This is a genomic window from Serratia sp. HRI, from assembly GCF_010119335.3.
GTDB classification, from domain to species: domain Bacteria; phylum Pseudomonadota; class Gammaproteobacteria; order Enterobacterales; family Enterobacteriaceae; genus Serratia; species Serratia nevei.
On sequence record NZ_CP083690.1, the window covers coordinates 3,391,684 to 3,406,246 of the forward strand.

Consider the following 14,563-nt stretch of genomic DNA (forward strand, 5'->3'; position numbering starts at 1 on the left):
CGATGACTCAATCCAGCTATAACGCTGATGCCATTGAAGTACTCAGCGGTCTAGAACCAGTGCGCCGTCGTCCCGGCATGTATACCGACACGACGCGCCCAAACCACCTCGGCCAAGAGGTGATCGATAACAGCGTCGACGAAGCGTTGGCCGGTCACGCCAAGCGTATCGACGTGATTCTGCACGCCGATCAGTCGCTGGAAGTGATCGACGACGGCCGCGGCATGCCGGTGGATATCCACCCGGAAGAGGGCGTGCCGGCGGTTGAGTTGATCCTGTGCCGGCTGCACGCCGGCGGTAAATTCTCGAATAAAAACTACCAGTTCTCCGGCGGCCTGCACGGCGTTGGGATCTCGGTGGTCAACGCCCTGTCGAAGCGGGTGGAAGTCAACGTGCGCCGCGACGGCAACGTCTACGGCATCGCCTTCGAAAACGGCGACAAGGTGCAGGATCTGACGGTGACCGGCACCTGCGGCAAACGCAATACCGGCACCAGCGTGCACTTCTGGCCGGACGAACAGTTCTTCGACAGCCCGCGCTTCTCGGTATCGCGCCTGACTCACCTGCTGAAAGCCAAAGCGGTGCTGTGCCCCGGCGTCGAGATCTATTTCATCGACAAAGTGAACAACACCGAGCAGCGCTGGTGCTACCAGGATGGCCTGACCGACTACCTGATGGAAGCGGTTAACGGCCTGATTACCCTGCCGGAAGCGCCGTTCGTCGGCAATTTCGCCGGTGACACCGAAGCGGTGGACTGGGCGCTGCTGTGGCTGCCGGAAGGCGGTGAGCTGCTGACCGAAAGCTACGTCAACCTGATCCCGACCATGCAGGGCGGCACCCACGTCAATGGCCTGCGCCAGGGGCTGCTGGACGCGATGCGCGAGTTCTGCGAATTCCGCAATATTCTGCCGCGCGGCGTGAAGCTGTCGGCGGAGGATATCTGGGATCGCTGCGCCTACGTGCTGTCGGTGAAGATGCAGGATCCGCAGTTCGCCGGGCAGACCAAAGAGCGTCTCTCCTCGCGCCAGTGCGCGGCCTTCGTTTCCGGCGTGGTGAAAGACGCCTTCAGCCTGTGGCTGAACCAGAACGTTCAGGCGGCGGAACAGCTGGCCGAGCTGGCGATCTCCAGCGCCCAGCGCCGTCTGCGCGCCGCCAAGAAAGTGGTGCGCAAGAAGCTGACCAGCGGGCCGGCGTTGCCGGGCAAGCTGGCGGACTGCACCTCGCAGGATCTGGCCATGACCGAACTGTTCCTGGTGGAAGGGGACTCGGCGGGCGGATCGGCCAAGCAGGCGCGCGATCGTGAATATCAGGCGATCATGCCGCTCAAGGGCAAGATCCTGAATACCTGGGAAGTCTCCTCGGACGAAGTGCTCGCCTCGCAGGAAGTGCACGACATTTCCGTGGCGATCGGCATCGATCCGGACAGCGAAGATCTCAGCCAGCTGCGCTACGGCAAAATCTGCATCCTGGCGGATGCGGACTCCGACGGCCTGCACATCGCCACGTTGCTGTGCGCGCTGTTCGTGCGCCACTTCCGTTCGCTGGTGAAGGGCGGCCACGTCTATGTCGCCATGCCGCCGCTGTATCGTATCGATCTCGGCAAAGAGGTGTTCTACGCGCTGGATGAAGAAGAGAAAGCCGGCGTGCTGGAACAGCTGAAGCGCAAGAAGGGCAAGCCGAACGTGCAGCGCTTTAAAGGGCTGGGCGAGATGAACCCGCTGCAGCTGCGCGAAACTACCCTCGATCCGAATACCCGCCGTCTGGTGCAACTGACGGTGGCTGAGGATGACGTCGATCAGACGCTGGCGGTGATGGACATGCTGTTGGCCAAGAAGCGTTCGGAAGATCGCCGCAACTGGCTGCAAGACAAGGGCGACATGGCCGAACTGGCGGTCTGAGCCTGATCCTGGCCCGGTGAAACGCCGGGCCTGCTTTCCCGCAGGGCGTTGCATGCGGCGCCCGTCAACCTGGGGCGAACCGCGTGAAGATCACCCTCGAAGAGCTGCTGGCGTTCACGGCGGTGGTCGACAGCGGTTCGGTCACCGCCGCCGCCGATCGGCTCGGCCAAACCACCTCCGGCGTTAGCCGCGCACTCAGCCGTCTGGAAGCGAAGCTCGACGCTACGCTCTTGCGCCGCACCACGCGTCGCCTGAGCCTGACCGAAGAAGGGCAGAGCTTCCTGGCGCCTGCGCGCGAAATCCTGCGTTCGGTGGATCAGGCCGAAGAACTAATGGCGCTGCGGCGCCGGCTGCCCGCCGGTCGGCTGCGGGTCAACGCCGCCGCCCCTTTCATGGCGCATGTGCTGGTGCCGATGGTGGCGGAGTTCCGCCGCCGTTATCCGCAGATTGAGCTGGAGCTGGACACCGACGATCGCAATATCGACCTGCTGGAGAAACGCGCCGATATCGCGATCCGCATCGGCGCGCTGCGCGACTCTACGCTACACGCGCGCCTGCTGGGCAACAGCCGGTTGCGCATTCTCGCCAGCCCGGATTACCTGCAACGGCATGGCGAACCGCGCGGCGTGGAAGATCTGCACCGCCATTGCCTGTTGGGATTCACCTATCCGGAGTTGCTGAACCAGTGGCCGCTGCGTCACCGGCAGGCGCGGCATTTCGCCATCGAACCGACGATCTCGGCCTCCAGCGGGGAGACGCTGCGTGAGTTGGCGCTGCGCGGGGCGGGCATTGTCCAGCTGGCGGACTTTATGACGCGACGCGATCGGGAAGCGGGCAGGCTGGTACCGCTGCTGGTGCGGGAGACGCTGGACGCGCGTCAACCGATCCACGCGGTGTATTACCACGACGCCCAGCTGGCGGCGCGCCTCACCTGTTTTCTCGACTACGTCAGCGCCCGCCTTGAGGCAGAACCGCCAGAGGCCGCAGAGGGCCTCTGAGGGGATTACAGCGCGTTTTCCAGCACGTAGATCTCGGTACCCAGCACGTAGTCCTTGATGGTCTCGCGGTGCTTGAGCATATGCTCGATCTGCAGGTGTTTTTCCAGATGCGACTGGCTTTGCCATTTTTCCAGCATAAACACCGAGTCCGGCGACAGTTTCTGCCAGGGGGCATGGGTGTGGCTGTCTACCATCGGCGTGTATTCGCCGCAGCCTTCTTCCGCCAGCACCAGCGGCACCAGTTTTTCAATGGCTTGTAACACGGTGGCGCGGTGGCCGGGTTTGACTTTGATTTCTGCGATTACGGTGATCATCATTACCTCGTTGGTTAAGCCCTTCGCTGCCAGTTAAGCAAAAATTTCCGCCAGATGCTCGCGATAACGTGCGATGTCCGTTTCGATATCCGGTTGTTTTATCACGTCATTGCAGATAAAGGTCGGCAAGGCTTCCATCCCCAGGAACTGGTTGGCCTTGTGGAAGTGCAGGTAAACGCCGTCGACGCCGACGCCGTGGAAGAACTGGTTCGGATCGGTGAAAGCCTCGAGCGGGGCGTTCCAGGTCAGGCTCAGCAGGTATTTTTTTCCCTGAATCAGGCCGCCGGAACCGTACTTCTTGCCGGCGTCGGAGCGGGTGCGGCCATCGCTGGCGTACAGGCTGCCGTGGCCGGCGGTGAACACTTCGTCGATGTATTTTTTCAGGATCCACGGCTCGCCCATCCACCAGCCCGGCATCTGATAGATGACCGCATCGGCCCACAGGTATTTCTGCACCTCGGCCTCAATGTCATAGCCGTCGTCGACCACCGTGACCTGCACATCGTGCTGCAGATCGCGCAGGAAGCTTTCTGCCACGTCGCTCAGGGTTTGGTTGAGTTCGCCGTTGGAATGGCCGAATTGCTTTTTAGCGTTGATAATCAGGATATTGCTCATCTTTTGCGGCTCCCGTCAGAGTTAAGATAGATGCCGTTTTCCGCTGCGGGGCGCAAAAACAGCTTGCTGAACGAGAGTGTAATCGTTGGCCAGGCAAGTAAAAACGTGACGGCAGGCACAACAGTGTTGATTCTTAATCAACAATCACGGTGGAATTTTGCCTAAACGCCCCGGCGACAGCGCCTTCGGCCGGCGATCCTTGCGCCAACTGTGACAGCCACCCCGCAGATGGGTTACTATCGCGGGCAGAATCGACAAGCGATGCCTTATTGTCGTCCAGGGATTGCCAAGCCACGGTCTGAGGATAATTGAGTAATGAGTGATCTGACTCATGACGGTGTAGAGCGTTTACCGCTGCACACATTCACTGAAAACGCCTATCTGAACTATTCCATGTACGTCATCATGGATCGGGCGTTGCCGTACATTGGCGACGGCTTGAAACCGGTACAACGCCGCATCATCTACGCCATGTCTGAGCTGGGGCTGAACAACAGCGCCAAATTCAAAAAATCCGCCCGTACCGTGGGCGACGTGCTGGGTAAATACCACCCGCACGGCGACAGCGCGTGTTATGAAGCCATGGTGCTGATGGCGCAGCCGTTCTCGTACCGCTATCCGCTGGTGGACGGCCAGGGGAACTGGGGCGCGCCGGACGATCCCAAGTCGTTTGCGGCGATGCGTTATACCGAATCGCGCCTCTCCAAATACGCCGAAGTGCTGCTGGCCGAGCTGGGGCAGGGCACCGTCGACTGGATCCCGAACTTTGACGGCACGCTGCAAGAACCGAAGATGTTGCCGGCGCGCCTGCCGAACATCCTGCTGAACGGCACTACCGGCATCGCCGTCGGCATGGCGACCGACATTCCGCCGCACAACGTGCGCGAAGTCGCCGCGGCGGCGGTGGCGCTGCTCGACAAGCCGGGCGCTTCGCTCGATGACCTGCTCGAATTCGTGCAGGGGCCGGACTTCCCGACCGAAGCCGAGATCATCACCCCGCGCGATGAAATCCGCAAAATTTACCAGAGCGGCCGCGGCTCGGTGCGCATGCGCGCCGTGTGGAAGAAAGAAGACGGCAGCGCGGTGATCACCGCCTTGCCGCACCAGGTGTCCGGTGCCAAGGTGCTGGAGCAGATCGCCAGCCAGATGCGCGCCAAGAAGCTGCCGATGGTCGAAGATCTGCGCGATGAATCCGACCACGAAAACCCGACGCGTCTGGTGATCGTACCGCGCTCCAACCGCATCGATCTGGAACAGGTGATGAACCACCTGTTCGCCACCACCGATCTGGAACGCAGCTACCGCATCAACATGAACATGATCGGTCTGGATAACCGCCCGCAGGTCAAAGGGCTGGTGGAAATCCTCACCGAATGGCTGGCCTACCGTCGCGACACGGTGCGCCGCCGCCTGAACTACCGCCTCGAGAAGGTGCTGAAACGCCTGCATATCCTCGAAGGTTTGCTGGTGGCGTTCCTCAATATCGACGAGGTGATCCACATCATCCGCAGCGAGGATGAGCCGAAGCCGGTGCTGATGCAGCGTTTCGGCATCTCCGACACTCAGGCGGAAGCGATCCTCGAGCTGAAACTGCGTCACCTGGCCAAGCTGGAAGAGGTCAAGATCCGCGGCGAGCAGGATGAGCTGGCGAAAGAACGCGATCAGCTGCAGGCGCTGCTGGCGTCCGAGCGCAAGCTGAACACGCTGATTAAGAAAGAGATCCAGGCCGACGCGCAGACCTACGGCGACGATCGCCGTTCGCCGCTGACCGAGCGTGCGGAAGCCAAGGCGATGAGCGAGCACGACTTCGTGCCGTCCGAGCCGGTGACCATCGTGCTGTCTGAAATGGGCTGGGTGCGCAGCGCCAAGGGCCACGACATCGATCCGGCCGGCTTGAGCTACAAGGCCGGCGACAGCTTCCGCGGCGCGGCGCGCGGCAAGAGCAACCAGCCGGTGGTGTTCATCGACTCCACCGGACGCAGCTATGCGCTCGATCCGATGACGCTGCCTTCGGCGCGTGGGCAGGGCGAGCCGCTGACCGGCAAGCTGACGCCGCCGCCGGGCGCCACCATTGAGCAGGTGCTGATGGCGGCCGACGATCAGAAGCTACTGATGGCATCCGATGCCGGTTACGGCTTCGTTTGCACCTTCAACGATCTGGTGGCGCGCAACCGCGCCGGCAAGGTGATGATCACGCTGCCGGACAACGCCAGGGCGCTGCCGCCGATGGAGATCCACGGCGCAGACGACATGCTGCTGTCGATCACCGCCGCCGGGCGCATGCTGATGTTCCCGGTTGCCGATCTGCCGCAGCTGTCGAAGGGCAAAGGCAACAAGATCGTCTCCATTCCGGCAGCCCAGGCGGCGGCCGGTGAAGACAAGCTGGCCTGGCTGTTCGTGTTGCCGCCGCAGGCGTCCGTCACGCTGCACGTCGGCAAACGCAAGCTGACGCTGCGGCCGGAAGATCTGCAGAAGTTCCGTGCGGAGCGCGGTCGCAAGGGCACCCAGCTGCCGCGCGGCCTGCAGCGTATCGATCGCGTCGAAGTGGATGCGCCGGTGCGGGTATCGGGTAGCGACAGCGAAGAGTAAGCGTTGGCGCCAGCGTTAACGGGCGGTCGCAGCATGCTGTGGCCGCCTTATTTATTTTTGCTGGCGTTTATTTTCCAAATAGTTAACATTTCTGCGCATAAAATTATTGTGCGTATTGCTGGCTGGCGGGAAAATAGCGAGAAACGCAGGCGACATCGGCGTGCTTATCGCCTGGCCGGCAAATAATGAGTAAAGGAATCTGCGCAGCGAAGTAAACTGCGTTGGCAGTGTGCTAATGAGGTTGTTATGTTATTGATTTTGCGTGCCGTTCTCGCCACTCTTTTCTGTATTCTGGTGTGTATTTTCGGTTCTGTTTATTGCTTGTTCAGCCCGCGCAATCCCCGCCATGTGGCGACCTTCGGCCACCTTTTCGGCCGCCTGTCGACGCTGTTCGGCATCAAGGTTGAAACCCGCGTGCCGGCCGATGCGGCCAACAACGGCAACTGCATCTATATCGCCAACCACCAAAATAACTACGACATGGTGACGGCCTCGAATATCGTGCAGCCGCGCACCGTGACCGTCGGTAAAAAAAGTCTGGTGTGGATCCCGTTTTTCGGCCCGCTGTATTGGCTGACCGGTAATCTGCTGATAGATCGTGATAATCGCGCCAAGGCGCACGGCACCATCGCCCAGGTGGCGGAGCAGTTCAAAAAGAAAGACATTTCGATCTGGATGTTCCCGGAAGGGACCCGCAGCCGCGGTCGCGGGCTGATGCCGTTTAAAACCGGCGCGTTTCACGCGGCCATCGCCGCCGGTGTGCCGATTGTGCCGATCTGCGTATCGACCACCAGCGGTAATATAAATCTTAATCGCTGGAATAACGGTCATGTGATCGTCGAGATGTTGGCGCCGGTGGATACCAGCAAATACGGCAAAGAAAACGTGCGCGAGCTGGCGGCCCATTGCCGCGAGCTGATGGAGGCGAAGATCGCCGAATTGGACGCCGAAGTCGCCCAGCGCAACGCCGCCAAAAAATAAGAGTCTACCGGCTTCAAAGAATACGTTTTTAATTGGCGTTCAGCGCCGTTAACGCCTGAGCGCCTGCTAATCTTGATTGGCGGGCGTTTGGGTTTTGCACACGGTTTAGTTATTGCTTTTCATGGAGAAAATATGTCACTCAGTCGACGTCAGTTTTTACAGGCATCGGGCCTGGCGCTGTGCGCGAGCGCCGTGCCGCTGAGGGCAGAGGCGAGCGGAACGCAGACCCCATTACCCATTCCGCCGCTGCTGGAGTCTCGCCGCGGTCAGCCGCTGTTCCTGACCCTGCAGCGCGCCCACTGGGCGTTTATGGATAACCGCAAAGCGGCGGTGTGGGGCGTCAACGGCATGTATTTGGGGCCGACGGTGCGGGTTTACAGCGGCGACGACGTCAAGCTGATCTACAGCAACCGCCTGCAGGAGCCAGTGGCGATGACCGTCAGCGGGCTGCAGGTGCCGGGCACGCTGATGGGCGGCGCGCCGCGCATGATGTCGCCTAACGTCGACTGGTCGCCGGTGCTGCCTATTCGTCAGGCGGCAGCCACCTGTTGGTACCACGCCAACACGCCGAACCGCATGGCGCCGCACGTTTACAACGGGCTGGCCGGGCTGTGGCTGGTGGAAGATGCCGTCAGCAAAGCGCTGCCGCTGCCCAACCACTACGGCGTCGACGATTTCCCGCTGATCATTCAGGACAAGCGCTTTGATAACTTCGGCACGCCGCAATACGATGCGCCGTCGCAGGGCGGCTTCGTCGGCGATACGCTGTTGGTCAACGGCGTGCAAAACCCGTATGTCGAAGTGTCGCGCGGCTGGGTGCGTTTGCGCCTGCTTAACGCCTCCAACGCGCGCCGCTATACCCTGCAGCTCAGCGACGGGCGCCCATTCAACGTGATCGCCAGCGATCAGGGCTTCCTGCCCGCGCCGGTCGCGGTGCAGCAGCTGTCGTTGGCGCCGGGCGAACGCCGGGAAGTGCTGATCGACATGTCGAAGGGCGACGAGGTGACCATCACCGCCGGTGAAGCGGCGGGCATCATGGATCGCCTGCGCGGCCTGTTCGAGCCGTCGAGCATTCTGGTGTCCACCCAGGTGCTGACGCTGCGCCCAACCGGCCTGCTGCCGCTGGTGACCGACAACCTGCCGATGCGCCTGCTGGCGGATCAGCTGTTGGACGGCAGCGCCAGCCGCACCCGCGATTTCCGCCTGGGCGAAGGCGGCGTTGGCATCAACGGCGCGATTTGGGACATGAACCGCATCGACGTGCAGGCGCAGCAAGGCACCTGGGAACGCTGGAACATTCATGCGGATACGCCGCAGTCGTTCCATATTCAGGGCGTGCAGTTCCTGATCAAACGCGTCAACGGCGCGCAGCCGATGGCGGAAGATCGCGGCTGGAAGGACACCGTCTGGGTCGATGGCGACGTCGAGCTGCTGGTGTATTTCAACCAACCTACCTCCGAACACTTCCCGTTCCTGTATTACAGCCAGACGCTGGAAATGGCCGATCGCGGCACCGCCGGCCAGTTGATGGTGCAGCCGACGATGTAATCTGCGCTGCGGGCCGCCTATGGCGCCCGCAGCCTCTCCAGAAAGGCCTGTACTACCGGCGTGACGCTGTCGGCGCGGTAAACCGCATACAGATCCGCCGGCGGCGCCTGTTGCAGCGAGCAAAAGCGGACGCCGGGCCACGGAATGCGGCCGTAGCTGTCCGGCAGCAGCGTAATGCCGCAGCCTTCCGCCACCAGCGCCAGCAGGGTTTGCGGCTCGTTGACCTGATAAGCGACGTCCGGCAAGAATCCCTGCTGCAGACACAGATTGTGCAGATACAGCCCCAGGCTGGCCTCATGCGGCGGCAGCACGATGAAGCTATCGTTCTGCAGCGCCGCCAGCGGGATGTTTTCCTGCTGCGCCAGCGGATGATCGAGCGGCAGCACCACGGCGATGCTTTCGCTCGCCAACCGTTGGCAGGTTAACCCCGGCAGCGTCTGCTGCTGCGCCTCTCGCCAGACCCCGATATCGATATGCCGCTTTTGCAGCGCGGCGATTTGCTGGCTGGGCGTCAGCTCGTTCAACGACCAGGTGACGCCGGCGCTTTGCTCGCTGAACCGCCGCAGCGCCGCGATCAGGCCGCCCCAGGCCGAGGTGCCGACCATGCCGACCACCATGTGGCCGCCTTCGCCGCGCCCCATCTGTTGCACCTGATGCAGCGCGCTGTCGGCCTGATCCAGCAGCCGCTCGACGTTGCGCAGCAGCGTGCGGCCGGCCGGCGTCAGCGTCATGGAGCGGGTGGTGCGTTTGAACAGCACCACGCCGAGCTGGCTCTCCAGCTCCTTGATGTGCTTGCTGAGCGGCGGCTGTGACATATTCAGCCGCCGAGCCGCCTGGGTGAAGTTCATCTCTTCCGCCACCACGCGGAAATAGTGCAGCAGGCGGAAGTTAATCCGGCCGGGATCGGGCAGGGCATGGGGCTGATTCATCCGGGATATCGTCTCCTTGTGACGCAGCTCAACTTATAGGTAAATGGAATAAATCGGCCGCCAAGAATGTATTGGTCTCGGCTGAGCCTCGCTCTCTACTATGGGGATTATTATCCCCCGCTGAAAGAGAGAATACGATGTTTAATCAAGAAGATGCTTTTACCTGCGCCGATGTCGTCCGCGCACGCCTGCCGGGTTTCCAGCCGAAAGCGGCCTTGATTCTCGGCTCTGGGCTCGGCGCCCTGGCGGAGGTGATGACCGAAACCATCACCATCGACTACGCGGAGCTGCCGGGCTTTCCGGTGAGCGGCGTCGCCGGCCATGCCGGGCAGCTGGTCGCCGGCAAGCTGGAGGGCGTACCGGTATTGTGCATGAAAGGGCGCGGTCATTTCTATGAAGGGCGCGGCATGCAGGTGATGACTACCGCGGTGCGCACCTTCAAACTGCTGGGCTGTGAGTTCCTGCTGGCGACCAACGCCGCCGGTTCACTGCGCCGCTCGGTGGCGCCGGGCAGCCTGGTGGCCATTACCGATCACATCAACTTCATGCCGGAATCGCCGCTGGTCGGCGCCAACGACGAGCGCTTCGGGCCGCGCTTCTTCAGCCTGGCGAACGCCTACGATCGCGATCTGCGCGCCCAGCTGGCGGCGGTGGCCGAAAGCGCGGGCATCCCGCTGGCGGAAGGGGTATTCGCCGCCTACACCGGGCCGAATTTCGAAACGCCGGCGGAGATCCGCATGATGCAGACCCTGGGCTGCGACGTGGTGGGGATGTCGATCGTGCCGGAAGTCCTGACGGCGCGCCACTGCGGCCTCAAGGTGCTGGTGGTGTCCGCGATGACCAACTACGCCGAAGGGCTGTCGGATACGCCGCTCTCCCATGAACAAACGCTCAGCTGCGCGGCGCTGGCGGCGGACGATTTCATGCGCCTGATCCGCGAGCTGTTCAAAACGCTGTAATAGCGCAAGCAAACCGGCGGCGGGCGGCAGGGGCCCAGCCGCATCAATCATCGTTGAAAGCATAATAACAAGGTGATGGCGATGGCGATAAAAACACGATTGAAAGTCATGATTTTCCTGCAGTTCTTTATCTGGGGTGCCTGGCTGGTCACGCTGGGCTCCTACATGATCAACACGCTGCATTTCAGCGGCATGCAGGTGGGGATGGTTTACAGCGCCAAAGGCATCGCTGCGCTGATCATGCCGGGGCTGGCGGGCATCATTGCCGATCGGTGGATGAAGGCCAACTATCTGTATGCGCTTTGCCACCTGCTCGGGGCGCTGGCGCTGTACTGCGCGGCGCAGGTCGAGCAACCGATGCTGATGTTCTGGGTGATGCTGTTCAACGCCATGGTCTATATGCCGACCATCGCGCTCTCCAACGCCATTTCCTATTTTTGCCTCGAGAAGCACGGCTTTGACACGGTGAAGGACTTTCCGCCGGTGCGGGTGTACGGCACGGTGGGGTTCATTCTGGCGATGTGGCTGGTCGGCTTTAGCCAAATTGAGCTCAGCAATCTGCAGCTGTACCTGGCTTCTGCGGCGTCGCTGCTGCTGTCCGCCTATTCGCTGACGCTGCCGCGCTGCCCGACCAACCGCGCGGCCGAGTCAAAGAGCTGGGTGAGCGTGCTGGGGCTGGATGCGCTGGTGCTGTTTCGCCAGCGGCGCATGGCGCTGTTTTTCCTGTTCGCCATGTTGCTTGGGGCGGCGCTGCAGATAACCAATACCTTCGGCAACCCGTTCCTGCACGATCTGTCGCTCAATCCGCTGTATCAGGACAGCCTCAGCGTCCGGTATCCGGCGGTGCTGCTGTCGCTGTCGCAGATCTCCGAAGTGTTCTTTATCCTCACCATTCCCTTCTTCCTGCGCCGTTACGGCATCAAGCAGGTGATGCTGATCAGCATGGCGGCCTGGACGCTGCGTTTCCTGTTCCTGGCTTATGGCACGCCGGTCGGCTTTGGTTTCGTTCTGCTGCTGTTGTCCATGATCGTCTACGGCTGTGCGTTCGACTTCTTTAATATCTCCGGCGCTATCTTCGTCGAGAAAGAGGCCGATCACCGCATCCGCGCCAGCGCGCAGGGGCTGTTCATGACCATGGTCAACGGGTTGGGCGCCTATCTGGGGGCGCTCGCCAGCGGCGAGGTGGTGGACTTCTTCAGCCATGACGGCGTGAAAGACTGGCAGAGCATCTGGCTGGTGTTTGCGCTGTATACGCTGGTGCTGGGGATCGTGTTCGCGTTGAGCTTCAACTACCGCCACTCGCCGCAGGAGAGCGCGGTGGCGGCGCAGTAGGGTAGGGGGCGCAGCCTGGCTGCGCCCTGAAACGTCAGGCCTGCGGGAAGCGCTGTTGCAACTGCGGCCAGTCCGGCGGATTGGCGGCCCCGAGGCTGGCCACCACGCAAGCAGCGACCCGGTTGGCCAGATCGACCGCCTGCGGCAGCGGCCAGCCGGCGGACAGGCCCGCCAGTAAACCGGCGCAGTGGGCATCGCCCGCGCCGATGGTGTCGACCACGTCTACCGGATAGGCGGGAACGTGCAGCGGCGGCGTGCGGCCGTCGCAGATCCACGCGCCGTCGCGATCCAGGCGGCAGATCAGCGTCAGATTACGGGCTGCGGCATAGCGCTGCGCGGCCTCTACGGCGTCGCCGGCGCCGCACAGCGCGGCCACTTCGTCGCGGTTGAGCGTCAATAGGGTGTGGCTGTCGCTGAGCATGGCGAAGAAATCTTCGCTGAGCTGAGCGATGCGCGGGCCGGGATCGATCAGGCGCGGTTGGTCGAACGGCATGCGCGTCAGCCACTCGCGCAGCGCTTCGCCGCTTTCGCTCGCCAGCTCGTAGCCGCTGGCGTAGATCAGGGTGTGCTCCGTCAGCGGCAGCGTCGCCAGCTGCGCTTTATTCCATTGGCTTTCGCAGCCGGACACCGTGATGAAGGTGCGTTCGCCGTTTGGCTCCACCAGCGCCAGGCACCAGCCGTTGTCCATCTGGCCGTGGCGCAGCAGCACCTCCAGATCCAGTTCGCCCATGGCGGCTTCGACAGCCGCGCCCCATTCGCCGTTGCCAACCGGCATGCCGTTAATCACCGGCGTTTCCAGGCGCACCAGCGCGCGCGCCACGTTGAACGCGCAGCCGCCGATTTGCCGCGCCTGCGGCTGGGCTTCGATATCTTCGCCGCTGGTCGGCAGGCGCGGCAGCGTCATCACCAGATCGCCGACCGCGCCCCCAATAACCAGGACAGGTGTTACAGCTTCCCACTCACTCATTGATGTTCTCTGCGTTGGGTCAGGTACAGACCGTAAGCGATCAGACTCACCGCGAACGATACAAACAGCCCCAGGCTGGAATCGGCGAACAAGCCTTTGGCCAGCGGGCCGTCGATAAAACCGGTTTTGGTGACCAGCAGGCCGCACAGGGCGCCGAGGAACCAGCAGAACAGCGGGGCTTTGCGCACGCCGCGGTTCTGGCCATGCAGGCCGTACAAAGCGTTGCCATCATACCCGTGGCGGCGGCGCAGGCACAGGTAATCGAGCAGGAAAATCGCCTCCCAGGCCGCCAGGAATACGCCGCAGAACACCAGGAAGGAGATGAACGGCCCCATGAAATCGCCGGAGATGAACAGCACATACAGGGCGATGCCCAGCACCATGACCGCGTCGATCGACACCGCCAGCCACTGTTTGACCTGCACGCCGATGGTCAGCAGGTTAAGGCTGGCGGAATACAGGCTGAGCACCGCGATGGTGACGATGCCGGCGGTGGCGGCCAGCAGATAAGGGATCGCCATCCAGGCGGGCAGCACTGAGCCTATCAGCGCGATGGGGTTGGCGGCGCTGGCCAGATCGGGCAGCTGCACGGAAAGCAGGATGCCGGCCAGCATCAGCAGCATCAGCGGCAAACAGGCGCCGCCCATTACCGCGGCGAAAATGCTTTTGCTCGACGAGCTCGGACTTTGATAGCGGCTGTAATCGGCGCCGGCAATCGCCCAGCTGATGCCGGTGCCGGCGGCGATCACCGATACCGCCGGCAGGAAGCCGGTCAACCAGCTGCCGGAAGGCAGCGCCAGCACCTGGCTCCACTCGGTGTTGAACAGGATATAGAGCACCACGATCAGCGTCATGGTGCCGAAGATGCGGCTGAACCAGCTTTGCATCCAGACCACGGTATTTTGCCCCAGCAGGCTGACGACGACAGTGAGCCCGCCGAACAGCAGCAGGCTGAGCGCGGTCAGCAGGTGGCTGCTACCCAACCCGAAGGCCTCGAACAGCGCCGCCAGCGTCAGGGTGCCGGTGATCACATTGACCGCTTCCCAGCCCATCAGGTTGATCCAACTGAACAGGGTGGGCGCCACGTTGCCCTTCAGGCCGAAAATCACCCGCGAGAGCGTCAGCGTCGAGGTGCGCCCGCGCTTGCCGGCGAAGCTGGTGAGGCCGACCAGCACGAAGCTGGCGACGCCGACCAGCGCGGCGAGTACCGATTGCAGGAAGGATAAGCCGAAGCCGACGATAATGGCGCCGTACACCACGCCGAGAATGCCGATATTGGCCGCCGACCAGATCCAAAACAGCTCGATGGGCTTGCCGGTCTGCTCCGCGTCCGGTACCCGATCGATACCGGTGCTTTCTACCTTCCATGCTTCATTGCGATTGATATCGGTCATAGCAAATGATCCCTGTAGCGCAGGGCCGCGAGGGCCGCC

At 62.3% G+C, this 14,563-nt stretch carries 12 protein-coding genes; 7 read left to right on the forward strand and 5 right to left on the reverse strand.

Annotated elements, in window-relative coordinates; genetic code table 11:
- Positions 1–2: 2 nt before the first annotated feature.
- On the forward strand, positions 3–1,898 hold the full coding sequence (gene parE / locus GF111_RS16280; protein WP_025304305.1) for a DNA topoisomerase IV subunit B: 1,896 nt from the start codon (positions 3–5) through the stop codon (positions 1,896–1,898).
- A gap of 83 nt (positions 1,899–1,981) precedes the next feature.
- Positions 1,982–2,896: a LysR substrate-binding domain-containing protein gene (locus GF111_RS16285; RefSeq protein ID WP_038879466.1), complete on the forward strand. Its 915-nt coding sequence runs from the start codon at positions 1,982–1,984 to the stop codon at positions 2,894–2,896.
- Between the two features lie 5 nt (positions 2,897–2,901).
- On the opposite strand, the gene GF111_RS16290 is transcribed toward GF111_RS16285, so the two are convergent.
- Positions 2,902–3,210, reverse strand: a complete 309-nt coding sequence (locus GF111_RS16290; protein ID WP_080491120.1) for a putative quinol monooxygenase — start codon at positions 3,208–3,210, stop codon at positions 2,902–2,904.
- A gap of 33 nt (positions 3,211–3,243) precedes the next feature.
- Positions 3,244–3,825, reverse strand: a complete 582-nt coding sequence (locus tag GF111_RS16295) for an NAD(P)H-dependent oxidoreductase (protein ID WP_038879461.1) — start codon at positions 3,823–3,825, stop codon at positions 3,244–3,246.
- 315 nt (positions 3,826–4,140) lie between these two features.
- Between GF111_RS16295 and parC the strand changes: the two genes are divergently transcribed.
- From parC to ftsP, 3 genes are all read left to right on the forward strand, one after another.
- Complete coding sequence (parC, locus tag GF111_RS16300) at positions 4,141–6,414, forward strand: DNA topoisomerase IV subunit A (protein WP_038879458.1); 2,274 nt, start codon at positions 4,141–4,143, stop codon at positions 6,412–6,414.
- Between the two features lie 246 nt (positions 6,415–6,660).
- The gene (locus tag GF111_RS16305) at positions 6,661–7,395 is read left to right on the forward strand and encodes a 1-acylglycerol-3-phosphate O-acyltransferase (RefSeq protein WP_004937266.1); all 735 of its coding nucleotides are present in this window, start codon (positions 6,661–6,663) and stop codon (positions 7,393–7,395) included.
- Between the two features lie 132 nt (positions 7,396–7,527).
- Complete coding sequence (gene ftsP / locus GF111_RS16310; protein WP_038879454.1) at positions 7,528–8,943, forward strand: cell division protein FtsP; 1,416 nt, start codon at positions 7,528–7,530, stop codon at positions 8,941–8,943.
- A gap of 17 nt (positions 8,944–8,960) precedes the next feature.
- On the opposite strand, the gene GF111_RS16315 is transcribed toward ftsP, so the two are convergent.
- Positions 8,961–9,872 carry a LysR family transcriptional regulator gene (locus GF111_RS16315; protein WP_060433585.1) on the reverse strand — a complete coding sequence of 304 codons (912 nt, stop codon included), beginning with the start codon at positions 9,870–9,872 and terminating at the stop codon, positions 8,961–8,963.
- A 137-nt stretch (positions 9,873–10,009) separates the two neighbouring features.
- Between GF111_RS16315 and xapA the strand changes: the two genes are divergently transcribed.
- Together xapA and GF111_RS16325 are read left to right on the forward strand one after the other, a co-directional pair.
- The gene (xapA, locus tag GF111_RS16320) at positions 10,010–10,831 is read left to right on the forward strand and encodes a xanthosine phosphorylase (protein ID WP_055311870.1); all 822 of its coding nucleotides are present in this window, start codon (positions 10,010–10,012) and stop codon (positions 10,829–10,831) included.
- 81 nt (positions 10,832–10,912) lie between these two features.
- Positions 10,913–12,163, forward strand: a complete 1,251-nt coding sequence (locus GF111_RS16325) for a nucleoside permease (protein ID WP_047729826.1) — start codon at positions 10,913–10,915, stop codon at positions 12,161–12,163.
- Positions 12,164–12,197: 34 nt separating this feature from the next.
- Here GF111_RS16325 and GF111_RS16330 read toward each other — a convergent pair whose 3' ends face one another.
- On the reverse strand, positions 12,198–13,130 hold the full coding sequence (locus tag GF111_RS16330; protein WP_060433583.1) for a PfkB family carbohydrate kinase: 933 nt from the start codon (positions 13,128–13,130) through the stop codon (positions 12,198–12,200).
- On the reverse strand, positions 13,127–14,524 hold the full coding sequence (locus GF111_RS16335) for a cytosine permease (RefSeq protein WP_147190579.1): 1,398 nt from the start codon (positions 14,522–14,524) through the stop codon (positions 13,127–13,129). The genes GF111_RS16330 and GF111_RS16335 overlap by 4 nt, the downstream gene beginning before the upstream one ends.
- Positions 14,525–14,563 lie beyond the last annotated feature (39 nt).

Coding starts and splice junctions, on each gene's coding strand:
- parE (WP_025304305.1), top strand. CDS start 3: ATGACTCAATCCAGCTATAACGCTGATGCCATTGAAGTACTCAGCGGT.
- GF111_RS16290 (WP_080491120.1), bottom strand. CDS start 3,210: ATGATCACCGTAATCGCAGAAATCAAAGTCAAACCCGGCCACCGCGCC.
- GF111_RS16295 (WP_038879461.1), bottom strand. CDS start 3,825: ATGAGCAATATCCTGATTATCAACGCTAAAAAGCAATTCGGCCATTCC.
- parC (WP_038879458.1), top strand. CDS start 4,141: ATGAGTGATCTGACTCATGACGGTGTAGAGCGTTTACCGCTGCACACA.
- GF111_RS16305 (WP_004937266.1), top strand. CDS start 6,661: ATGTTATTGATTTTGCGTGCCGTTCTCGCCACTCTTTTCTGTATTCTG.
- ftsP (WP_038879454.1), top strand. CDS start 7,528: ATGTCACTCAGTCGACGTCAGTTTTTACAGGCATCGGGCCTGGCGCTG.
- GF111_RS16315 (WP_060433585.1), bottom strand. CDS start 9,872: ATGAATCAGCCCCATGCCCTGCCCGATCCCGGCCGGATTAACTTCCGC.
- xapA (WP_055311870.1), top strand. CDS start 10,010: ATGTTTAATCAAGAAGATGCTTTTACCTGCGCCGATGTCGTCCGCGCA.
- GF111_RS16325 (WP_047729826.1), top strand. CDS start 10,913: ATGGCGATAAAAACACGATTGAAAGTCATGATTTTCCTGCAGTTCTTT.
- GF111_RS16330 (WP_060433583.1), bottom strand. CDS start 13,130: ATGAGTGAGTGGGAAGCTGTAACACCTGTCCTGGTTATTGGGGGCGCG.
- GF111_RS16335 (WP_147190579.1), bottom strand. CDS start 14,524: ATGACCGATATCAATCGCAATGAAGCATGGAAGGTAGAAAGCACCGGT.